This window comes from Corynebacterium sp. S7, assembly GCF_054401105.1.
In genome coordinates this window covers 80,801-101,845 of sequence record NZ_CM136760.1, presented here as the reverse complement: position 1 = coordinate 101,845, position 21,045 = coordinate 80,801, and the positions used below count along the sequence as shown (strand labels likewise).

Here is a 21,045-nt window from a genome sequence, read left to right as displayed (position 1 = left end):
TTGGTTTTCGATGCGCCCCAGGATACGCGCAGGTTGCTATGTTGAGGGTTGGCAATCGTCGTAAAGCAAAAAGGTGAATGTGGACTCCGAATACATCGAACTCAAACCTGTACCCACCAGGTGGCTGTATCTGCTGGCCGGGATTTTCGTGCTTGCCGCCGTGCTGCTGTATGTATTTTGGGATCGTATTCCGGATCCGATGCCCACTCACTGGGGATTCAGTGGTCAGCCGGATAATTTCGAGGCGAAGACTCCCAGCACGGTATTTTGGATGGTCGCGGCCGGCGGAATTCCTCTCGGGGTGATTGCGCCTATGGTGGTGTATGCGACGCATTACCAGGCAAAACATGCCCACGAGGGACTACCGCGCAAGACGGTCGACGAGGTCAACCGCGCCCGCGCCACGGCCAACGAGATGGTTCCGCTACTGGCAAAGTTCATGCTGGTAATCACGGCGCTTGTGATTGGTGCGGTTACTTTTGGGCTGCTTGGATTCTTTAGTGGACCATTGCTTACGGTGCTGGTCATCGCGGGAATCGTGCTGGTCCTGGTGTGGTTTGTTCGTGGCCTGATGGCTGCCCAGCGCAGGGTGGTGGAGCTGGTTGGGCCGGATGAGATCACCAGCCACATGCGCTGGGGCATGTTCTATTACAACCCCGATGATGAACGCACGATGGTCGAGCATGGTCTGGGCACCACTCTGAATTGGGCACGCCCGGGTTCGTGGCTCCTGATGGGTATGATCCTTATACCCGTGGTACTGCTCATTATCATGGGCACTTTAAGTTGAAACTTTAAATAGGTGCACTTCGCAAGATATCACCATTATCTGACCTGGGCGTTTGTTTTTCGCAGTGCGTTAGGTCCGCCTTCCGCCAGCCTCACTCTTCGTACCGCGGATAATCCGTGTAGCCCCGCGCCCCGCCGGTGTAAAAAGTAGCCGGATCGATTTCATTTTCCGGCAACCCGGCGCGCCAACGCTCGGCGAGATCGGGATTCGCAATCACAGGCCGACCCACCGCAGCCGCATCGGCGCACCCATTGACTACCTGCGCAATCGCTTCCTCTCGAGAAGTTGGCGAGGAAAACCCAGTATTGGTAATCAAAGGCGCTCCCGCACTGCTGCGAATATTCTGCACCAAGTCGCCCGACGGATTCTCATGCAGGACATCCAAAAACGCGAGCCCGAGAGAAGACACCTCGCGCGCGTAGGCACAGTACGTCTCCTGCACATCAAGAGGATCGTGTTCGTCCATGCCCTGGATCGGATGCGCGGGCGAGATCCGCACGCCGGTGCGCTCCGCCCCGATTTCTGCGACGACGGCGCGGGTCACCTCCACCGCAAAACTCGCCCGATTTGCAGGCGTTCCACCGTAGGCATCCTCGCGCACATTCACTGCAGGCGAGAAGAACTGATGCAAGAGGTACCCGTTAGCGCCGTGAAGCTCCACCGCGTCCATGCCGGCATCGATGGCATTGCGCGCTGCCGTCACAAACTGCTCCACTACCAGCGGAATCTCTTCCTCGCCCAAAGCGTGTGGAACCGGTGGTTGCGCCTTGCCACTTGGTACTCGAATCGGGTTCGGGCCAGCCTTGGCGCTGGGTGCCACAATCCGACCCGTTCCCGTAAGCAATGGATGTGAGACGCGACCACCATGCATGATCTGCATGGCAATGCGCCCGCCAGCCGCGTGCACCGCATCGGCAACCACACGCCAGCCAGCTACCTGCTGCGCAGTCTCAATCCCCGGCTGCCCCGTCCAGGTGCGCCCCTCGATCACGGGCCAGGTGCCCTCGGTGATAATCAGGCCCATCGACGCGCGCTGCGCATAATACTGCGCCATCAACTCACCGGGAACCCCATCATCTCCGGCACGCAAGCGCGTCAACGGGGCCATAACCAGGCGGTTCGGCAGTTCAAGCGCACCAAAAGTAGTTGGCGTGAACATAATGTCTCGATCGGTGCGGGTTGTCACGTGTGCCACTGTATTGTCTCCTATTTGCTCGAAGGTGCTTGGACTTGCTGCGGGTAATAAATCAGCGAGGTAAATTTCCACGCCTCCCCCTCGCGCCGCAGCTCCGCGGAATACCACGCACCGTAGTTGTCTTTCTCAGCCGACGGAGTCGGATCCCACGCAGGCACATCGCGATACATGTGCATAGTCGCGGTGCCTGCGCCGTCGTCGATACGCTGCACCTCCGCGCGCCCCAATGAATGCTGCATCCACGGCTGTCCGTTGCGCAAGGATTTCAGCTTGCCGACGATTTCTCGCCCCGATCCCATCTTCCCAAAAGGCACCATGTCAGCCGTGGCATCCAGGGTAAAAGCGCTGGCCAGCAGCGCAATATCTTGCTGATCAATCCCCCACGCGTACCGGATATACGTACCAATAATTTCCTCTTCGATGCTGCGACCAGGCTCGCTGTCCGGAATTACGTGCCAGGGCGCATCGAAATCGCTGACAATCAATTCGGGGCGCACCGCGAGATCCCACCCCGGAATCTCAAGCGGCGATTCTTGCGCCTGGATATAGTCGAGCACGAAGCGCAGCTCGCTGATCTGCCACGCCTCGTCGTCAAGCGACCATCGCACCGTGTAATGCCCGCCGAACAGCGCCACCGGCGTGCGCATCCCGCCAGAAAGATACGCCGACTGCGCCGCGTCGTCCCCGCGAATGCGCACGTGCGAGTTGGTCACGTTGAGCCACGGCTGCAGGTGGCCATAGCCATCAAGCAGCTTTACGACGATTGCCTCCGCCCCCGTCGCCTCACCGAGATGGCTAGAAAACAGGCGCGCATCCGGGGCGAATAGTGTTGTGAGGGCCTGCGCGTTTCCGCTGAGAATGTGCTGGTGAAGCTGCGAAAAGGCGTGATCGATCTGCTGGTAACTGGACTCTACGAGTTGCGACATGCCCACACTTTAAACCTTGACACTGGTGTCAATGTCAAGGCTATTTATCGTGCGTGCCGCATTAAACCGCCTGCCTAGGCATTAACGGGTTCCTGCTTCAGAGTGTTCAAGTGGTACTCCCATTCCTTGATTTCCTTCGGCATTTCTCCCTTCGAAGGATCCTTCAAGTACTCACGGCGCTCAGGATCGTACTTCCACAGCCAATCAGCGTAGTGATACCAACCCGACCGGTCGGCCTGGCGGAAAACTTCATTGCGGATGAGGCGGGACAATCCATCAGCGTGCCACAATTCGCCCCAGAACCGGCTGGTGGTTTGGATTCGCGCGGTTCGCGGAGCACGTTCTGCCGAAACCTCGCGCAACACAGAAGCCCAGTTCAGGTTGCCTTTCTGCGCCGCTTGCTCTGCATAAAGTGCGAGACACTCTGCGTCCTCAAGTGCCATAACCGCTCCGGAGGCGATGTATTGCAGTGGTGGGTGAGCCGCATCGCCCATGACAATAATGCGGTCGCTGACTACCCAGTTGTCAAGTGGTTCTCGATCAGACATCTGCCACCAAGTATCAAGCCACATCCGGTCCAGGCGCCCTTGCAGGAACTCACTTGTGTGACCGAACGAGTCGCGGAATTCATCATTGTTTCCCCAGTCCTCTGGGGCTTCTACGCCCTGGCGCAGAGCATCAAGGTAGCGCGGTGACTCAAATACGGCTACCTGGTTAAGCATTTCGCCACTGCGCAAAGGGTACTGAATGAAGTGGCACCGTGGGCCAATGTAGCCAATGACATCGGTCAGGTCTTTCATTTCTTCATCGGAAGCTAGCTCAGAAGTCCCCCGGTAGGCGACATACGAGGATGCGACAGGTTCATCGTCGACAAGTTCTTTTCTAAACACCGAGCGGATGCCATCAAACGCAACCAGGAGATCCGCATCGACATCCTCCGTGCGCCCGTCCTTCCGGTGCGTCAGATGAACTGAAACCCCATCGGGTCGGGTCGTTGCACCCTCGACCTGGACGCCGTTGTGAAGCTTCGCGCCAGCTTCTTTCGCTGCATTCAGGAGAATCGAGAGTAAATCCGAGCGGTGAATTACCAGGTACTCTGCACCATAATGAGCTTTGAAGTCCTCATCGAATTCTAGCTTGAGAATGGTTTCCCGAGTGACCGCGTCGCGGAACTGGATCCGCTCGGGAAGATACCCGGCATTGATTGCGGTTTCACGCAAGCCCCATTTCTCCAACATTTTCATTCCATGGGGTCCCAGCTGAAGTCCGGCACCGACTTCCTTGAATTCAGGGGCGCGTTCGTAGAGAGTGACATCCGCACCACGGAGGGCTAGAGCTAGAGCTCCGGCTGCTCCGCCGATTCCACCTCCCGAAATGATGATTTTCTGGCCTGCGAGTGCATCTGGCTTAATAGAGTTGTTTTCAGACATGAAAGTACCTTTACTGAGTATTGAAGTTCACTGATTAGGCTGCGGATTTTGTAGTCACGCCGGGGGCCGTGTTTCGGCTGCTTAGCCCCTGGAGAATCACCAACGACGTGGCAGAGAGCAGAGCTGAACAGGCAAACAAGATGTAGTTGGAATCAACGCCGAAGCCCCAACCAAGAAGCAGGCCGGCCAATTGTGGGGCCAAGACCGCTCCGAAGCGCCCCACACCGAGAGCCCAGCCGAGCGCGGTCCCTCGAAGATCATGAGGGTAATAGGTTGCAATCGCGGCGATGATCAAATTCTGCGTGCCGTGAGTACCGATACCTGCAAGGATGAGTACGACATAAACTACTGTCACCTCTGGATTGCCCACGAGGACGAGGAGTGCAAGACCTGCAACACCTGCAGCCACGGCACCCGACCTGAATGGGCCGAAGCGATCTCCAGCCCAGGCGGTAATGATTGAGCCAATAACCGCGCCAAGGTTCAGAGCGAGAGTAAGGTTCAGGGCTGCTCCGAGGTCGTAGCCGTCTTCCTGCATCAGCTTCGGCAACCAGGTCGCAAGGCCGTACCAGGCAAGAAGGGTAAAGAAAGTAGCAACCGCAAACCAGATGCTCACGGTGCGGTAGCGCGAGCCCAGCAGATCCTTGAATCCCTTCTTCGATGGCATCGTGGCTTCGTCAACGATCTCGAATCGATCGGCTCGATCCGCAGCGAGCTCACTGTCTGAGGGGATCACCTTCATTGCAAGTGGGAGACCAAAAACAATGGGTATCAATGCAAACAAGAACATCATGCGCCAGCCCCACTCATCATGAGATGGGACAACAAACTGAGCTAGGACAGCGGCGATGGAACCACCGATGGGCACACCCGACATCATGACGGTGGACCACTTCGACATAGATTTTCGCGGAACGAGGTCCGACACCATTGCGTTGACGGCAGGGACCAGACCGCCAAGCCCGATTCCGGCGAAGAAACGCATAAAGCCGAATACCCAAGGATTTGGGGCGAAGGCACACAAGAGAGTGAACACCGATAGCACTAGCACTGAGCTAATGATCGCCGCTTTGCGGCCAACTCGATCGGAGATGCGTCCGATTGAAACTGCTCCGACCACCATCCCAAGGAAGGCTGTTGAACCGATCGTTCCGGCAATTCCGGCGGATAGGTTCCATTCCTCCATTATTTTGCCTTGGACGGTGCCATAGACGATGAGGTCGTAGCCATCGAAGACTACGAAGAACCAACCAAGTAGTACTGCTGCTAGGCGTCGGCCACCGATTCCGAGAATTCGAATTCTTGATGTGCCGCTATCGAATCTGTCAGGTTTGATTTCTGAGACGGAATCGCGCTTGATTCCAGTTTCTGATGTGTGGGTCATAGGCACAGCTTCATAGTGATGTAGATTACAATCAATAACTTTCCACATAGAAGAAAGAGATGTTGAAATGCTCCATGGCCCAACCCACGGACCGTTGCCGAATCACTACCTGCAATCCGTAGATCTAGCTTTGCTCTTGATTCTGATGCTGCGAGAGAGAGGTTCCTTGACTGTTTCTGGGGTTTCTAGACAGCTCGGAATCGCCGAATCAACCGCACATCGCTCACTTGCAATGCTGGCCTACAGGGGGTTTGCCACCCGAAACGAATCCCGCGCCTACCTGCCAGGCCCCTCGCTGTCGAACTCGAACCTTGAACCAGGCGCCGGCGCTGAGTTGATTGCCGCATGCCGAAGCCACATGGAAGCCATCTCGGCAGAAACGTCGGAGTCCGTCAATTTACTGGTCTCTATGGGCAACAAGATCCACTTTCTGTACACAGTTGAAGGTAGAAAACCATTGCGGGTTGGGTACCGACAAGGGCATTCGATGCCGGCCGAGCAAAATTCGGGTGGTCTGGCAATGCTCTCCGAGCTCTCTCAGGGTGATCTACGTGCACTTTACCCCTCCCTGGAAGAAGACGTATTCACCGAACTGCGACGAACTCTTCGCCGCGTAAGGGCACGCGGATACGCCATCAATAATGGCCTTTTCGAACATGATGTTTCTGCGATTGGGGCGTGTTTGAGCAACGATCTGGGTGACACTTTAGGAGCGCTGACGGTGGCCATTCCGACCTCGCGGTTCCGCTCAGTTCGACTGGAATGTACAGAATCTCTTATGAAGCACTCACGCGATCTCAACCGACGGCTGCAATCTTTCAGACCACCCGTATCTGACCGCTAAAACCCTCCGCGTGCCCCAAAACTCGAAATTCCATATACAAGAATCTCGTTGAGCGCACCTTCTGGGACTTCTATGGTCAATGTCACATTGTCAAGCGCTGTGATCCCCCGCAGCACTCAGAAAGGAGCTTTCCAGTGACAAGTTCAGTTGACCAAGAAACTCAGACCACTCAAGAAAATGCCGAAGTTCCACCTCCTACCCCAGAGGAGGAAAAAGAACTTCAAGCCATGTACAAGGACATGGAAGACATGTACATGAAGCCACTGTGGAACCAGTTCGGTGGCATTATGCCGGATTACCCGGATCCACAGGCAGTGGCCCACAAATGGGAATGGGAAAAGCTGTACAAGCTCGCTGCGCGATCAGGAGAGTTGGTCCCCGTAGGTCGCGGTGGAGAACGTCGCGCTATTGGTCTGGCCAATCCGGGTTTGGGTGGAAATACTTTTATTACGCCTACATTCTGGGCCGCGATTCAGTACCTAGCTCCCGGCGAAAATGCTCCAGAGCACAGGCACTCTCAGAATGCTTTTCGTTTCGTCATTGAGGGCGAAGGTGTGTGGACTGTGGTTAACGGCGACGCCGTTCCAATGCGTCGCGGAGACTTCCTTCTGACTCCGGGTTGGGCTTTCCATGGCCACCACAATATCGCCACGGAGCCCATGGCATGGCTCGATGGCTTGGACATTCCTTTCGCTTACCAGATGGACACCGGCTTCTTCGAGTACGGATCGGAGACACTTACCGACGACTCCACACCCGACCGCTCTAGGTCGGAGAAGCTGTGGGCGCATCCGGGCATTCGCCCAGTGGCCTACCCAGGCGAGAGAACGAACTCTCCAATTGGCCGCTATGCGTGGGAGCACACCGACGCAGCGCTGGCAGATCAGCTCGCCCTGGAAGACGCTGGGTTCCCCGGCGTTGTCTCACCGGGACATGCGGCGATCCGCTTCAGCAATCCAACTACCGGTGGGGATGTCATGTCCACCTTCCGTGCAGAATTCCATCGTCTCCGCCCGGGAGCAGAAACTACACCGATCCACGAGGTTGGCAACCGCGTATTTCAAGTGTTTGAGGGCTCCGCGACGATTAACGTCGGCGATAAGGTCTTCGACGTGCAACACGGCGACATCGTCAATATCCCATCATGGAAGAAGTGGTCCATCGGCGCAGGTGACGAAGGTGTGGACCTGTTCTGCTTCTCCGATCACCCAATTTTCGAAGCTCTCAACCTGAACCGCACCTACACCCCAGAAGGAATCTAATAACCATGCGCCTTGCAACTATTCGCTCGAACCAGGGCACTTTCGCCGCCCGAGTAGAAGACGACGAAACGACCGCGACCAAAATCGACGGGTATGACAACGTCGGGGACCTACTGCAAAACGACAACTGGCGCGAGATCGCTGAAGCTGCATCGGGAACACCTGTTTCCTTCAAGAAGGAAGACCTAGATGCTGTCATCCCTGCTCCAAAAAAGATTGTCTGCGTGGGCCTGAACTATGCGACCCACATCAAGGAGATGGGTCGCGATCAACCCGTAGTTCCCACCCTTTTCGTTAAGTTTCCAGACGCTCTCGTCGGACCGTACGACGATGTCGTTGTTCCCGAATGGGCAACTTCGAAAATCGACTGGGAAGGTGAATTGTGTGTCATTATTGGAAAGCGCGCGCGTCGAGTGAAAGCCGACGATGCAGGCGACTATATCGCCGGCTATGCGGTGATGAATGATTACACCCTGAGGGACTTCCAGCACCGCACCCTTCAATGGCATCAAGGTAAATCACTTGAAAAATCTTCAGGTTTTGGCCCGTGGATGACAACTTCCGATTCCTATGAGCTAGGCAGCGAACTATCTACCTACCTCGAAGATAAAAAGATGCAGTCGAGCCCAACAGACGATTTAGTATTCGGGCCAGAAGACTTGATTGAATTCATTTCCCACATTTACCCATTGGATCCCGGCGATGTCATTGCTACCGGAACTCCGGGCGGTGTAGGCAACGCCCATAAACCAGGCATCTTCGTCCAGGATGGCGAGACAGTCACCGTCACCATCGAGGGATTAGGCTCGGTTTCAAATAAGACAATCTACGAAAAGTAGATCCTCGAAAATTATGGGTATGGTCGCGATATCTTTCGCTTCCATACCCCTTTACGAATGGCCAATCGTACCCCTACACTGAGTTTCTATGACGAGCATCACAGAAACCACCTCCACTTTCCGCCCGGGCCCAACGGCTAGGCTCTGGAAAAAGTACAGCGATACCGCCCTAAAGCGCGGCATCTTCTCCACGCTCTACGCCCTCAAGGCACCATATTTCCGCACTGTATTGCCCCGAGTCCAAGATGCCGGCCGAGGTTTCGCCACCGTGCGCCTGGGCAAATGGTGGGGAGTACAAAACCACATCGGCACCTTCCACGTCATCGCCGCACTCAACGGCGCGGAATCCGCAATGGGCTTGCTCTGCGAGTGCTCGGTGCCCGATACCCACCGCTGGATTCCGCGTGGCATGCGCGCCGATTACCCCGCCAAGTCCACAGGCAGCTTGACCGTCAAAGCAACGGCAGACTTCCCGGACTTTTCGACGATTACCCGCGAGACCGGCGGCCAACTCGTCACCGTCTATATCGACTGCATCGACGATGCCGGCGAGAAACCCGTGGTCGCAGAGATCGATGTGTGGGTTTCGGCAAAGAAGTAGTGCTTGAATCTTCAAATAGGTGCACTTCGCAAGACTTCTTCTACAGCGACCTGCGGTTTTAAATTTCGCAGTGCGTTAGGTCCGGTTTTATACCCAGACTTCGCGAAGTCCCTTCGCTATCGTAAGCAATTATGAATACGAAGAGGAAGATCGGCATCGGCTGCACAACCAGCCTCGCCGTCCTGGCAGTAATTGTTGCGGTGGCAGCCTATTTCCTTGGGCCCACGGTGGGCGCCATGTTTGGCCGACCATTCTTCATGGGGCACGTCACGCCCGAGCGATACGCAAGCTCCATTCTCACCGTGGCCGACAACCAGGGTTATTACGCCAATTCCGCCGAATACTCCCAAGCTCGCGACCGGGCCGTGGAAGCCGCCCGCACCGCGAACACTCTCGACGAGATCTACACCCCGCTCAAAGAGGCCCTGAAAGCCGCCGGCGGAAAACACTCCAACTTGATCACGCCTACAGAAGTCGAGGAGTACAACAAGGAAAATCCTGCTCAGAGCCCAGAAGTGCTTCACAACGGCACTATTGCCACAGCTACAGTTCCCGCCTTCGACGGATTCAGTGGGCAACAACAGGCCTACGCCGACACACTCGCAGCCGGGCTCAACGATGCCGTCGACTCCGGGATCTGCGGCGTAGTTGTTGACCTGCGAGGAAACACCGGCGGAGATATGGGCCCCATGGTCGGAGGCCTCACTAGCCTGCTCCCAGACGGAACCGCCCTCGAGTTCGCCACTCCAAATTACTCCACGCCTGTAACCATCGAAGGCAATTCCGTCAAAGGCGGTGGCAGCCCAGTGACCGTAAATAATTACGGAAAGTACAACCTGCCCGTGGCGGTGCTCGTCGATAAGCGAACTGCAAGCTCAGGCGAAGCCACCATGCTTGCCTTCCGCGGCCTAGAGTATTCCCGCAGCTTCGGGCAACCCACTGCTGGTTATGCCTCCGCGAATATTGCGTTCGAGATGCCCGATGGCGCCCAGGTGCTGCTCACAACTTCCTACGATCGTGACCGCACCGGGCAAACCCACGGGGACGATCCTGTCGCGCCGGACGAGGTCACCGAGGACCCGGAAGCTGCAGCGCGGGAGTGGCTGCAAGCTGAGTACGGATGCGGGGCTTAATGGTCCACGCGTATACCTCGAGACATGGACACTCGCATTGCCTCGCCGGATCAACGTTACATCTGCTTCTGGCTACGACGGGACGATCGACCCTGGCCCCCGAATTCAACGTCTTGGAAGACTAGACTTTACGACCCCTAATTTCCTTGGTCCCGCCCCACGAGGTGCACTTCGCACGACTTCCCTCACAGCGACCTGCGGTTTTATATTTCGCAGTGCGTTAGGTCCGGTTTTTCGCTTCACGACGACACCTTCCGCGGACCTAACGCACTGCGAAAACCAAAAGCCCAGGTCAAATAATGGTAATATCTTGCGAAGTGCACCTATTTGAAGGTTCAAATAAAACTAGCGGTCATTAATCATCACCCGCGGGATACCCAGAAGAAAGATACTCCAAGATTGCTTTTACTCGCCGGTTTTCTTCGGCAGGATCCAAACCAAGCTTGAGGAAGATATTTGAGACGTGTTTAGCCACGGCCGCCGATGAAACCACGAGCTCATCAGATATTTCCCGGTTGGACTTTCCACGGGACATCAGCTCAAGAACTTCTGTTTCTCGCGGGGTGAGCTGCGAGATACCACCGCGTCCCGCCCGCATCAGCGCATTGGCCACTGAAGGGTCGATCACAGTGCCGCCGCTGGCTACCAGCTCTAAGCTTTGCAGGAAGTCTGCCACCTGGGATACACGATCTTTCAGTAAGTACCCCGTGCCGGCAGAAGCCGAATGAAAAAGTTCCACTGCATACACCGGTGCCACATACTGGCTTAAAACGAGGACGGGAAGTTCCGGGAACTCCTCCCGGATAACTAGTGCTGCTTTGAGCCCATCGTCGGACATGTTTGGGGGCATGCGCACGTCGGTAATCAACACGTCGGGCAGCTCTTCGGCTTGAATCAGCTCGACTAACTCCGTAGCGGTGCCAACCTGTGCACTGACCTCATGGCCTTGGCGCTCCAACAATCCTGCTAAACCCTCCCGCAACAATGCGGAATCATCTGCCACCACAATTTTCATACATGCTCTCCTAATCCGGTGTTACCCCGGTCCAACAACAAAGGAATACTCGCATTTACCCTGGTTGGCCCTCCAGGAGGACTTGACAAGGTCAACCGACCGCCGAAAGCCGCCAGGCGATCCTGCATCCCTGCCAGGCCGCGCTCGTCGATAAGCACTGCACCACCCGGCCCCGCATCGACAACGGAAATACTTAAGTGCGCGTCCGCCATCACCAGAACGCTGACGGGTGCATTCGGCGCGTACTTGGCGGCATTGGTCAGCGCTTCGGTAACGAAGAAATATGCTGCAGCCAGCACCGATGGCGAGAGGGTGGGCAAAGGATGTGGGCAGCGTACCTCTACGTGCGGACCATAGATCGCAGCAATATCATCGATGGCAGCGATGAGCCCGCGTTCGTACAGCACCTGAGGGCTAATGCCGTGCACAGTGGCGCGCAAAGCATCAAGACCATGGTGAAGGTCCTGCATAGCTTCTTGCAAGAGTGCTTGCACCTGACCTGTGGCTTCTAACTGTGCTTCACCGATCTTCATCGCCGCCGCCACGAGATATTGTTGCGTACCGTCGTGAAGGTCCCGCTCGATGCGTTGCCTTTCAATCTCGTAGGCATCCGCCACGGCACGGCGTGATTTAGTCAGCTCAGCAATCTCTTCCGCTTGCAGCTGCTCGTGGCTTTTTTGCGTGGCCCGGCGCGCCGGGCGGGTGGCGCGACGAAACATGGCTCCATAATAAACATATCGGCATTAGTCAGGGGTAGCGCCAGCACTACCTTCAAGTTCAGTGCTGGGACCATGTTGTTTTCGCACCATCGACAGTGAAATAGGAAGCATGAGTAATTCACTTCAACTAGAGGATGTCACCAAGAATTTTGGTGACAACACTGTCCTATCCGGTATCACACTGTCCATTAATCCAGGCGAAACTGTTGCTGTCATGGGACCATCTGGTTCCGGTAAGTCGACGCTTTTGCACTGTATGTCAGGGGTATTGGTGCCCACACATGGAGAGGTTCACTATGGTGAGACGTGCTTGAGCTCGCTTAACGACGATTCCCGCTCCTCACTTCGCCTCAACCACTTCGGATTTGTCTTCCAAGATGGGCAGTTGTTGCCGGAGCTGACTGCCCTGGATAATGTGGCTCTTCCCGCCATGCTCACTGGTGTGCCACGCTACGAGGCTCACCAGCGCGCATTCAACCTACTGCGACAATTGGGATTGGAAGATTTCACCAAACGCCGCCCAGGCAAACTTTCCGGTGGTCAAGCACAGCGCGTAGCTATTGCGCGTGCCCTGGTTACTGAACCTGGCATCATCTTCGCCGACGAACCCACCGGCGCGCTCGACCAAACTACCGGCCAAGAGGTTATGCAAATGCTAACTACCTTGGTCAAACAAGCTGACTCCACCTTGGTCGTAGTCACACACGACTCTAACGTGGCTAATTGGTTGGACCGCCGCGTGGAAATCCGTGATGGAATTGTGCACGATGATCGCCTGCTGCGAGGTGTCCGATGAATACTGCCGTATTGGTTTCGACGCTCTCTCGCGGAAGCAGGCAAGCACGTACTGGCAGCGCAGTAGTCAGTATTGTGGCCGTTATCGCCATGACTGTGACGTCATTTGCAGCTTTCCTGCTTGCCGGTGGAACGTGGATGTTCTATCAGCGCTCCCAAGAACCGTTCGGCTTATTGGTAGAGCTGTCTTCGGTCTCGGATAGCTTCAACTTCCTGGATAATTGGTTAATCCTGGCGGTGCTTGCCGGTGCCCTGCTTATCCCGGGTGTTATCAGTTTGGCCTCCCAAGCTGCCGTTTTAGGTGTGTCCGGCAGGGAAAACCGGTTAGCCGCGCTGCGCCTTCTTGGGCTTTCTGCCCGCCAGATCACGCGCATGACCGTGTATGAATCCGGTATTCAAGCGATGATTGGTATCGTGTTCGGCTTCGTCTTGAGTTTGGCCTGCCTGCCCTTCGCACCTGCTTTTACCTTCCAAGGCGAATACATCCGTCCCCGTGAAATGCTACTGCCGTGGTGGGCATATCTGCTTGTCGCACTCATCCTCATAATCCTGGTAGTGGTTTCCTCTGCATGGAGTATGCAGCGTGTACGTGTCTCTCCCCTCGGTGTGGCGAAAAAGGATGTACCAGCAACCTTGAAGGCGGGACGCTTTGTCGCCGGTCTACTGATCATGGCCGGGGCAATGCTGGTCATGGTTCAGATCAACCTGTTTTCCTCCACCCAAGCAGCACTTGCTGTCCTGGTCCCTCTGCTACTTGCTATCGCTATGCTGAATCTGATCATGCCGTTCCTGCTCCAAACGTTGTCACGCATTGCCTCCTTACTACCCGGCTCAAGCCACTACGTAGCCACTCAGCGTGTGGTGGCAAATGGGCGTCTAGCGTGGCGACGCAGCGGCGTCATGGCATTTTTCGGAATCATCGCAGGGTTCTTAGTCACCTCACCGCTGCTCAATGATGGCTTCAGCCTGGAGTTGTCAACGGATAGGCAAGCAAGCATTCTCTGGCAAGACATCTCCACCGGCTCCATCATTGCCCTGGTCTTCGGCTTTACTTTGACTGCTATGTCAGTCTTTCTCGGACAGACCAGTTCAGTGTATGAAGACGCCGAGCTTACACGTGCACTCCACCATGTGGGCGTGAATAAACACTTCCACGTTCGTGTGGCGGTGCTGGAAGTGTTGGCACCGATGATCATCATCTCGCTTGCCGGATTCGCTCTCGGAGGCCTACTGGGGCTGGCCATCCTGGGCATGGTTGCCGAAGTTAATCTTGCCGGCCGCATAATCGCGGCCTTCGGAATGCTCGCCTGCGGGTGGATCGCTGCTGCAGCCGCGGTATTTGCCACCCAGCCCCTGCGCTCACAGCTTTTGGCTCAAGTGTCGCGGAAGAATGACTAGGCCAGCATCTTAGAGATCAGAGGCTGGCAAAACTTTGACCAAAAAGTAGCCCGAGGGTGTGAAAGGTTGCACGACATCGTTCCGCACAACCGGGAATAGGAACGATATAGTGTGATATCACCGGCCCAAAACGCCAGAATCAAAAAAGAGTGGCCCCAATATTGAACTGCTCCCCATTAGTTGGACTGAGAAATCAGACATCAACTAGTGGGGAGTAGTTTTATGAGAGCACGTAGTTCTTTAAGTGAGTATCAACGTGAGCAACTTGTTTTGTTGTTTGAACAAGGAGTCGGAAGCCGGGCAGCAGCAAAGCAATGCGGTCTCGGTCGTGATGCTGCTCGAAGACTGGAGCGTCGATTCAAACTTCATGGCAGGCTGTGCCTTGTGGAGAAACCAACTAAACAGCAGTACCCCTTCGAGGTGAAAAAGGAAGTCGTCGAGCGTTTCAACGCTGGTGAATCCAAGATGGAACTGACCGCCGAATTCGGCTTATCCTCTGACCAACTCGTTTCAGGGTGGGTTCGTGCGTGGCGCAAAGACGGACTTGCAGGGCTTGAACCAAAGGCCAACAGCCGGCCGAAAGGTACTAGTCCAGCCACGCCTGCGACGGAGGAAGACAGACTACGCCGAGAGCTCGAACGGTTGCGTGCGGAAAACGCGTATCTAAAAAAATTGCGGGACTTGAGGAACCAGAGGCGAGGCTACGAGCCGAAGTAATCGTCATTCTCAAGTCAGACCATCGACTCGATGATCTTTTGAAAGCCGCGGGTCTTGCCCGCTCAACCTTTTTCTATCATCAAAAACGACGTCGGGACCCGGATAAACACTCACGGTTGAAAGAAGCAATCACCGAGATCTTTCACCGATCGAAAAAGCGCTACGGCTACCGCCGAGTACTCCTGGCGTTGCGCCATAACGGCTGGATTGTCAATCACAAGCTTGTTTACAAACTCATGCGCCAGCTGGGGCTTGCGTCCAAGGTCAGGCGCAAAAAGAAGTACAACTCCTATAAAGGAACGCTGAGCCATATCGCTTAAGAACATTCTTGATCGCAACTTCACCCCTGAGGCACCAAATATGGCGTGGGTCAGCGATGTCACCGAGTTTCGGGTAGCTGGCCGCAGAGTGTATTTATCGCCGATTATGGACTTGTACGACCGCTCTATCTTGTCTTACGAATTGTCGAGTTCACCGCATACTGCGTTTACCTCGAAATCTTTACACGATGCAGTGGAAAGCCATGCCCCACCTCTGGGTGTGGTTATTCATACTGATCAGGGTTTCCAGTATCAGCATTCGAGCTGGCGTGGTCTCGTCGTGTCAATAGGAGGTGTGCAATCTATGTCGCGTAAGGGCAACTGTTATGACAATGCGATCGTCGAGAACTTCTTTGGTCATCTGAAGTCTGAGATGTATCACGGTGAATTCTTTACCGATGGTGAGCAGTTCTACCGCGCGGTCGATGACTACATCGCCTGGTATAACAACGAACGTTTACAAGCACGATTTAAGGGCCTGACCCCGATGCAATATCGGAATCAGACCCTTGAACACCAAACCACCTAGAATTAAACCAGTCCAACTTTCGGGGGCTAGTTCACACTCGATCGCGAAGTCGATAAAGGAATGGGCGCACCACGCAAACTCACCACTGAGCGACAACGCCAAGAAGTCTTATTCGCCAACTACTCACGCCTAATCGCCTAGGTTCTCCGGAGGCGAAAGGAAATACTTTTTGCAGTGTTTCATTAACGGACTCGCCGATTGAATCAAAATTAAGCTAGCGTGCGTTTCGTATCGATGCCCGGTTCAGTAGAGGTTGCACAGCGGAAAATTAATCTTAATCCAATTGTGTATTCTCCGAGAATGATGTCACCGAACTCCATGTAAGCCATATAGCAAATAGATAGTAATTTCCCACCATCACACTAATTACTGCTTCTTTCATGGCTATTGAACCGAATAGTTGTCTCTGCTAAACGGTCATGCAGCCCGATAGTTGTTTCGCCTTTAACCATACTCATGATCAAAACAATAGAAACAAGTAGCGAAAGGACAGTGCCAATAATGGGAATAAGTTCAATTAAGAGCCATGAATTCCGCAGTAGTGAATCTGACAGTCCCGGGAACCTGCTCCGACTGCTTGGTCTACGGGTCAGTAGTTGAATCTTGCAGATGTACTTCCCCAGGGTCTTTCCGCTTCTTGTTTCCATAATTGATTTGAGCACCCACATGGATACAGTTACCGCCAATGACGGAACGGGTTCGAGAACATTTGCTCCCCATAGAAATGAGACTAATTGCCCGATAAAAAGGAAAGAAGATACATCAATTATCGATGCGCAAATGCGACGGGACACCGATGGGAATTCATAGCGATACTCTGTCGAATCGTCTTGTTCGACAAAATTCATATCGTTCGTCATACTTAGTCTCTTACTCTAACTTTCAATAAATCAGACCCTGCAGTAGTCACTGATCGTGCGGTATCCGATGCAACGAAATCTGCCGTTTTTTGGGATTGGTCAATGAACATTACGGAACTAAAACCGAATGACTCGCCGTTATGCCAGTAGACATTGTTCTCATTTTCTACTTTCTGCCATGTAAAGTCCGGCACACCCCGATCTAATAAAAATCGTGCAAAAAGTGCCATATCATGTGCAGTTGATCTGAGACCTGCCGCAGGCAAGAATCCGTCCATCTCCCATGCTTCTGCTGCCCGGCCTTCCGCAGTAAACCCCCTCGGTGCATCACCTGAAACTGACCCCACCTTCATAAGGTAAGTCTCATCGAGATCTAGCGGCTTCAGGATTTCATTCTCCAAAAGATCGCTATAATTTGTGCCAGCATTCTGTGCTAAGACCTGGCCTAACAAGGCATATCCCAAGTTAGAGTAGGAAGTCTCTCCTCTTCTTTTCAGGTTTTCTTTCCCTGCCAAATCAATAACATCGCTAGCTGAGATATCACCATACGGATTCTTATCAAAAAAGACGGCAAGCTTACGTTTCATACCTATTTTGCCGATTCGAGATAGTCCGCTCGTATGATCTGCTAATTCCTGAACGGTCACGTCTTCAATTGGATTCCCTGCAACTGAAGGCCCTAGCACACTACCGACAGTAGTATTCGCTGAAATCCTTCCATCGTCTAGCTGAAGTTCCAGCAATTGAGCAGTAAAGACCTTCGTTAGGGAGGCAACCTCAAACTCGTCAGAGGCGCTAGCACCAACTCCGCCGAACTCAGTGATTTCACCTTCTACCTTAAAAGCAGATAGTCGATGGCACCGCCCATCTTTCCCGTATTTTTCTAATACCCCAGTAATCCGTGAATTTCCTGATGACGGTAATTCACGGCAAGTATCATCCTTTCTTACTACTGCAGTAACAAAGACGGAACCGAACAGTAAAACTCCGATAATTCCAAAAACCGCATACCGCCGATTTTTCATTTAATGTCCCTCCGATGCTGCCACAATAACCAGCAGTGGAATGATTCGCTCAGGTGGAACTTCATAGTGCCCTTTCGGAAGTTTGCGGATCCAACCAGCAGCTTCAAGGTCATTTAAGTGGTGATACGCAGCGCCCGTAGACGACGTCAGTCCCAGTTCGCTTAGGTCCGATACCGTGGCTGGCGCCTTAATCAATTGTTTCAAGAAGGCCGCTCGCTGCGGATGGGCTAATGCAGATAGTCGCCGAAATGAGTCGTCCCAAGACACCTCGATAAGTGCATCAGGATCTCTGACCCATGAATAAGAAAGAGAGTCATCATTCCGATTCCAGAACCCAGTAAAACTTACTGCCCCATCTTCCCCCGCCACTGAGGAATGGAGATCATCTACATAGACCTGCCGAGAAGATAAGAGCGCAGAGTGTTCGGCGACAGTCCGCTCTAATTTTGCCACTCGTTGCTCTAAGGGAGTGTCCCCAAAATCTGGCCCCTCGACACCCTTTGCTTCACCTTCAATACTTTCATCCATGGTTTTATTATTCCGGAATATTGAACTTTTTCAAGCCTAGAAACAATTAATGAATATTTGAATCAGCACAAACAGGGGGTCACGTCTGCTTAATGTTAAATAATAAGAATATCACCCTATATATTGCCCCCAAATTAGGTTAATTCTTTGTTACTTTCAAAATATGATTACACAAATTACTTTTGCCAATAAAATCACTTAAATACATAAATTATAGTGAATGAATTTCGTCGTCTATTGGGATTGATTAAATTTTCTCCTTGAAAGCTAAGCGACTTGTTCAGACGCAACCCATAATTAGTGTCGTCCAGCAATCCGCTGTTTCACTCAGGTACCTCCACTATCGACCGAAAGGCCTCCCATGAAGATGCATTCAGAAAACATCGACTGGGCTGTCTTTCGCAGTCGCCACCACGGCAACCAACGCGAGGCAGGCAGCGAGCACCGCGTCTACCGCTCCCAACTCGTCCGCGCCGCCGTCAAAGACGGCTGGGACACCAAGCGACTCATGGCCGCACATGCTCTAGTCGACAGTGGTGACAACCAACTACGTCTTTGGCAGAGCCTTAAACCAAGCTTCCGAGCAACAACGAGAAGGCACCGACCTCCCTAGGACTCCGTCATATTCATCGATGCTAGAAGGACCAGTGATAGTCCATTATCTTGTGTTCTGGCTTCCGACGGTCACTACGCTCGTCGACGTGAAGCATGGTCCACACGCCATCTATGTCAGATCCGAAGTGGCGGGCTAGGAGGACTGCCATCGAAAATTCCGTATCGATAACAGCTTCTTTCCACATTTGATGCTCCAGCATCTCCTCGTCAGAGTAACTAACAACTCTGATGTAACGGCTGCGCTCCAGTGGTTTTCCTGCTCGGGTAAACGAACGTGGGTAGTGTGCCCATGGTGGCATCTGAAGGCCACTGCCCCAAAACTCGGGGTATCCCTGGTAGTACAGCAGCACAGTTGGCCACCCACTGCCGGACGTGTATTGGGCACGGTAGATAAGTTGATTGTTGCGAACTTCTGGGCCGGTGTGATCGATTTCTTCACCGTCGCGGAAGTAGATGTGCTCGGACTGGGCGGGATAGGAATGCACACGGTAGGCCGTGTAGTTAGTAAACGGTCCATGTTCGTCAGTAGTGCCGCCACGATATTTCATGCAATCGAAAGTGACCTCTGTCGACGTGTTGTGCGTCATGAGGCTCTTCAGCACTCCAGAAGAGCACAGATCCGTAATCTCTTCGAACTCAGTTAGCTCCTGGTTTTCGCAGAAGTCATCCCACAATGCACTATACATATTCAGTCTCTCTACTAATCACGCCTATGTGTAATCGTCAACAGGATTGGTGAAAATACAAAGTTTTCCGTAATAAGAGTACTGGGGGCATTCAAATCAGCTAATCGTAAACCTATTCCCGCCATAATTAGCTTGGTAACCCCATTCGGGGATCTCAAGGCTAATGTCATCTACCTCCGTAAAATATGTACCAGGTTCTTCAGGAATATCGTACGGAAAGTAGCTTGCATTGTTCGGGCCGGGCCGGGTAACCGTGCTGGTTATATCATCTTCCGTCTGATCGGGACGAGCACGAAGATCTTCCCTGAGGCGGGTATCAACCTGGAAAGTGAAGCTAGGTAAAGCCAAGGTACTGACACTCGTTATCACTTCTCCATGCCTTCGTTGAGTCAACGTATTAGTAACGGTCCACGCAAATTCTCGCGACTATTTGGGTTCTACAGGAGCGACCGGTGATACTGATTTTGTTTCCCCAATACAAAATTCGATCTCTTTACCGACTCTGTAATCCGAGTAGCGGTATGGCCCCCAAATCTGACCAGCTTCATACACATCGCATTCGACTCCTGTGGGATCCGCAGCCCCTCCCGCAGCTTGCAAATTGGCGACCGGCAAGCTTTTAGCTACGTCTTCTACCGTAGGCATTCCAAAGTAGTCAATGCCATTAACACTAAATGAAATCCCGCGATTTGAGCACATATACTGCACTCCACCCAGAATTCCGTATTCTGCTGCAATTCGAGTAACGGCATTGAAGCATGAGAAAGGTTGCCAAAAGACATTGGGGTCCGCATAGAGGACCCCGCCCTCGAATTGTTGCTGCTGAGCTCCCTGATCGTTGATAAACATATCACCGACGGGATACCCGTAACCGCTGGCTTCGTAGCCCTGGGCGGACCACGAAGCCAGTATCCCACCACTAACCGCATGCGCTCCCGCCGAGGGTGTCCAGTAGATCATTCCGCCCCCGAAGACGCTATAACACCTAATTCCATTTTGACGCCAAAACAAATGAGTATGTCAGCCCGATTCCCAACCACGATGTCGTAATCCGACGCACACACCAAGGCTACCGATATTTTGTCGGCAAATGCATTGGCGAAACAACTGATGGCAAGTTTGGATCCAGTAATGGCTCTAGCTGCTGTTGGGCCAACGATCGGTGGCTGATATTCGTCGATGACCTGACCCGATTGGTCGTATGCACAAACTCCCTCGACGAGCGCAACGCACTCCTTGCGTGTAACGAGTTGGATTTTTATCCGCTGCAGTCACCGAGCAGATAAACCGTTCGCGGAACCTACCAGCACAAAAAGACCAATCAACTTGAGTACAAGCACACTTGTCCAATTGAATGCCAAGTGACGATTCTGTTCCTTCGCGCTCGAAGTTTCATGCAACGGAAGCCCGCAGCGCGGGACAATCAAACAACCC

20 protein-coding genes and 1 pseudogene are annotated in these 21,045 nt (G+C 53.6%); 9 read left to right on the top strand and 12 right to left on the bottom strand.

Going from position 1 to position 21,045, the window contains the following annotated elements; genetic code table 11:
* The first annotated feature begins 79 nt into the window (after positions 1–79).
* Positions 80–790 carry a DUF1648 domain-containing protein gene (locus ACXZ66_RS00525; protein WP_458749710.1) on the top strand — a complete coding sequence of 237 codons (711 nt, stop codon included), beginning with the start codon at positions 80–82 and terminating at the stop codon, positions 788–790.
* 91 nt (positions 791–881) lie between these two features.
* Here ACXZ66_RS00525 and ACXZ66_RS00520 read toward each other — a convergent pair whose 3' ends face one another.
* The 4 genes from ACXZ66_RS00520 to ACXZ66_RS00505 all read right to left on the bottom strand — a co-directional run bounded on the left by ACXZ66_RS00520 (position 882) and on the right by ACXZ66_RS00505 (position 5,725).
* On the bottom strand, positions 882–1,949 hold the full coding sequence (locus tag ACXZ66_RS00520) for an alkene reductase (protein WP_458751410.1): 1,068 nt from the start codon (positions 1,947–1,949) through the stop codon (positions 882–884).
* A gap of 47 nt (positions 1,950–1,996) precedes the next feature.
* Positions 1,997–2,911, bottom strand: coding sequence for a nuclear transport factor 2 family protein (locus ACXZ66_RS00515; protein WP_458749708.1), 915 nt, complete (start codon positions 2,909–2,911; stop codon positions 1,997–1,999).
* Between the two features lie 74 nt (positions 2,912–2,985).
* On the bottom strand, positions 2,986–4,341 hold the full coding sequence (locus tag ACXZ66_RS00510; RefSeq protein ID WP_458749707.1) for an FAD-dependent monooxygenase: 1,356 nt from the start codon (positions 4,339–4,341) through the stop codon (positions 2,986–2,988).
* Between the two features lie 34 nt (positions 4,342–4,375).
* Positions 4,376–5,725, bottom strand: a complete 1,350-nt coding sequence (locus ACXZ66_RS00505) for an MFS transporter (RefSeq protein ID WP_458749706.1) — start codon at positions 5,723–5,725, stop codon at positions 4,376–4,378.
* Between the two features lie 67 nt (positions 5,726–5,792).
* Here ACXZ66_RS00505 and ACXZ66_RS00500 point away from each other — a divergent pair, with 67 nt between their 5' ends.
* From ACXZ66_RS00500 to ACXZ66_RS00480, 5 genes are all read left to right on the top strand, one after another.
* Entirely contained in the window at positions 5,793–6,569 is a 777-nt protein-coding gene (locus tag ACXZ66_RS00500; RefSeq protein ID WP_458749704.1) for an IclR family transcriptional regulator, read from the top strand.
* A 227-nt stretch (positions 6,570–6,796) separates the two neighbouring features.
* Complete coding sequence (locus ACXZ66_RS00495) at positions 6,797–7,831, top strand: cupin domain-containing protein (RefSeq protein ID WP_458751408.1); 1,035 nt, start codon at positions 6,797–6,799, stop codon at positions 7,829–7,831.
* A 5-nt stretch (positions 7,832–7,836) separates the two neighbouring features.
* Positions 7,837–8,670, top strand: coding sequence for a fumarylacetoacetate hydrolase family protein (locus ACXZ66_RS00490; RefSeq protein WP_458749702.1), 834 nt, complete (start codon positions 7,837–7,839; stop codon positions 8,668–8,670).
* A gap of 88 nt (positions 8,671–8,758) precedes the next feature.
* Entirely contained in the window at positions 8,759–9,271 is a 513-nt protein-coding gene (locus ACXZ66_RS00485; RefSeq protein WP_458749701.1) for a hotdog fold domain-containing protein, read from the top strand.
* A 131-nt stretch (positions 9,272–9,402) separates the two neighbouring features.
* Entirely contained in the window at positions 9,403–10,404 is a 1,002-nt protein-coding gene (locus ACXZ66_RS00480; RefSeq protein WP_458749699.1) for a S41 family peptidase, read from the top strand.
* A gap of 355 nt (positions 10,405–10,759) precedes the next feature.
* Here ACXZ66_RS00480 and ACXZ66_RS00475 read toward each other — a convergent pair whose 3' ends face one another.
* Together ACXZ66_RS00475 and ACXZ66_RS00470 are read right to left on the bottom strand one after the other, a co-directional pair.
* The gene (locus ACXZ66_RS00475) at positions 10,760–11,419 is read right to left on the bottom strand and encodes a response regulator transcription factor (protein ID WP_458749698.1); all 660 of its coding nucleotides are present in this window, start codon (positions 11,417–11,419) and stop codon (positions 10,760–10,762) included.
* Positions 11,416–12,138, bottom strand: a complete 723-nt coding sequence (locus tag ACXZ66_RS00470) for a sensor histidine kinase (RefSeq protein ID WP_458749697.1) — start codon at positions 12,136–12,138, stop codon at positions 11,416–11,418. Before ACXZ66_RS00470 ends, ACXZ66_RS00475 begins: the two co-directional genes overlap by 4 nt.
* A gap of 109 nt (positions 12,139–12,247) precedes the next feature.
* Between ACXZ66_RS00470 and ACXZ66_RS00465 the strand changes: the two genes are divergently transcribed.
* The 3 genes and pseudogenes from ACXZ66_RS00465 to ACXZ66_RS00455 form a co-directional block, all read left to right on the top strand.
* Positions 12,248–12,934: an ABC transporter ATP-binding protein gene (locus ACXZ66_RS00465; protein WP_458749696.1), complete on the top strand. Its 687-nt coding sequence runs from the start codon at positions 12,248–12,250 to the stop codon at positions 12,932–12,934.
* Positions 12,931–14,331, top strand: coding sequence for an FtsX-like permease family protein (locus tag ACXZ66_RS00460; RefSeq protein WP_458749694.1), 1,401 nt, complete (start codon positions 12,931–12,933; stop codon positions 14,329–14,331). The genes ACXZ66_RS00465 and ACXZ66_RS00460 overlap by 4 nt, the downstream gene beginning before the upstream one ends.
* Positions 14,332–14,677: 346 nt before the next feature.
* Positions 14,678–15,897: pseudogene (locus tag ACXZ66_RS00455) on the top strand (IS3 family transposase); the annotation flags it as partial.
* Positions 15,898–16,259: 362 nt separating this feature from the next.
* On the opposite strand, the gene ACXZ66_RS00450 reads toward ACXZ66_RS00455, so the two are convergent.
* From ACXZ66_RS00450 to ACXZ66_RS00425, 6 genes are all read right to left on the bottom strand, one after another.
* Positions 16,260–16,757 carry an RDD family protein gene (locus tag ACXZ66_RS00450; RefSeq protein WP_458749692.1) on the bottom strand — a complete coding sequence of 166 codons (498 nt, stop codon included), beginning with the start codon at positions 16,755–16,757 and terminating at the stop codon, positions 16,260–16,262.
* A 2-nt stretch (positions 16,758–16,759) separates the two neighbouring features.
* Positions 16,760–17,782, bottom strand: coding sequence for a serine hydrolase domain-containing protein (locus ACXZ66_RS00445; protein WP_458749690.1), 1,023 nt, complete (start codon positions 17,780–17,782; stop codon positions 16,760–16,762).
* Entirely contained in the window at positions 17,783–18,310 is a 528-nt protein-coding gene (locus tag ACXZ66_RS00440; protein WP_458749688.1) for a winged helix-turn-helix domain-containing protein, read from the bottom strand.
* Positions 18,311–18,683: 373 nt separating this feature from the next.
* The gene (locus tag ACXZ66_RS00435) at positions 18,684–18,830 is read right to left on the bottom strand and encodes a hypothetical protein (RefSeq protein ID WP_458749687.1); all 147 of its coding nucleotides are present in this window, start codon (positions 18,828–18,830) and stop codon (positions 18,684–18,686) included.
* A gap of 115 nt (positions 18,831–18,945) precedes the next feature.
* Positions 18,946–19,611, bottom strand: a complete 666-nt coding sequence (locus ACXZ66_RS00430; RefSeq protein ID WP_458749685.1) for a hypothetical protein — start codon at positions 19,609–19,611, stop codon at positions 18,946–18,948.
* Positions 19,612–20,037: 426 nt separating this feature from the next.
* The gene (locus ACXZ66_RS00425; RefSeq protein WP_458749684.1) at positions 20,038–20,622 is read right to left on the bottom strand and encodes an LGFP repeat-containing protein; all 585 of its coding nucleotides are present in this window, start codon (positions 20,620–20,622) and stop codon (positions 20,038–20,040) included.
* Positions 20,623–21,045: the final 423 nt, after the last annotated feature.

Bases quoted from the DNA above. Each gene is read 5' to 3' on its own strand.
- ACXZ66_RS00520 (WP_458751410.1), bottom strand. From the start codon at position 1,949: ATGTTCACGCCAACTACTTTTGGTGCGCTTGAACTGCCGAACCGCCTG.
- ACXZ66_RS00515 (WP_458749708.1), bottom strand. From the start codon at position 2,911: ATGTCGCAACTCGTAGAGTCCAGTTACCAGCAGATCGATCACGCCTTT.
- ACXZ66_RS00510 (WP_458749707.1), bottom strand. From the start codon at position 4,341: ATGTCTGAAAACAACTCTATTAAGCCAGATGCACTCGCAGGCCAGAAA.
- ACXZ66_RS00505 (WP_458749706.1), bottom strand. From the start codon at position 5,725: ATGACCCACACATCAGAAACTGGAATCAAGCGCGATTCCGTCTCAGAA.
- ACXZ66_RS00500 (WP_458749704.1), top strand. From the start codon at position 5,793: ATGCTCCATGGCCCAACCCACGGACCGTTGCCGAATCACTACCTGCAA.
- ACXZ66_RS00495 (WP_458751408.1), top strand. From the start codon at position 6,797: ATGTACAAGGACATGGAAGACATGTACATGAAGCCACTGTGGAACCAG.
- ACXZ66_RS00490 (WP_458749702.1), top strand. From the start codon at position 7,837: ATGCGCCTTGCAACTATTCGCTCGAACCAGGGCACTTTCGCCGCCCGA.
- ACXZ66_RS00485 (WP_458749701.1), top strand. From the start codon at position 8,759: ATGACGAGCATCACAGAAACCACCTCCACTTTCCGCCCGGGCCCAACG.
- ACXZ66_RS00480 (WP_458749699.1), top strand. From the start codon at position 9,403: ATGAATACGAAGAGGAAGATCGGCATCGGCTGCACAACCAGCCTCGCC.
- ACXZ66_RS00475 (WP_458749698.1), bottom strand. From the start codon at position 11,419: ATGAAAATTGTGGTGGCAGATGATTCCGCATTGTTGCGGGAGGGTTTA.
- ACXZ66_RS00470 (WP_458749697.1), bottom strand. From the start codon at position 12,138: ATGTTTCGTCGCGCCACCCGCCCGGCGCGCCGGGCCACGCAAAAAAGC.
- ACXZ66_RS00465 (WP_458749696.1), top strand. From the start codon at position 12,248: ATGAGTAATTCACTTCAACTAGAGGATGTCACCAAGAATTTTGGTGAC.
- ACXZ66_RS00460 (WP_458749694.1), top strand. From the start codon at position 12,931: ATGAATACTGCCGTATTGGTTTCGACGCTCTCTCGCGGAAGCAGGCAA.
- ACXZ66_RS00450 (WP_458749692.1), bottom strand. From the start codon at position 16,757: ATGACGAACGATATGAATTTTGTCGAACAAGACGATTCGACAGAGTAT.
- ACXZ66_RS00445 (WP_458749690.1), bottom strand. From the start codon at position 17,782: ATGAAAAATCGGCGGTATGCGGTTTTTGGAATTATCGGAGTTTTACTG.
- ACXZ66_RS00440 (WP_458749688.1), bottom strand. From the start codon at position 18,310: ATGGATGAAAGTATTGAAGGTGAAGCAAAGGGTGTCGAGGGGCCAGAT.
- ACXZ66_RS00435 (WP_458749687.1), bottom strand. From the start codon at position 18,830: ATGTGCGGCCATGAGTCGCTTGGTGTCCCAGCCGTCTTTGACGGCGGC.
- ACXZ66_RS00430 (WP_458749685.1), bottom strand. From the start codon at position 19,611: ATGTATAGTGCATTGTGGGATGACTTCTGCGAAAACCAGGAGCTAACT.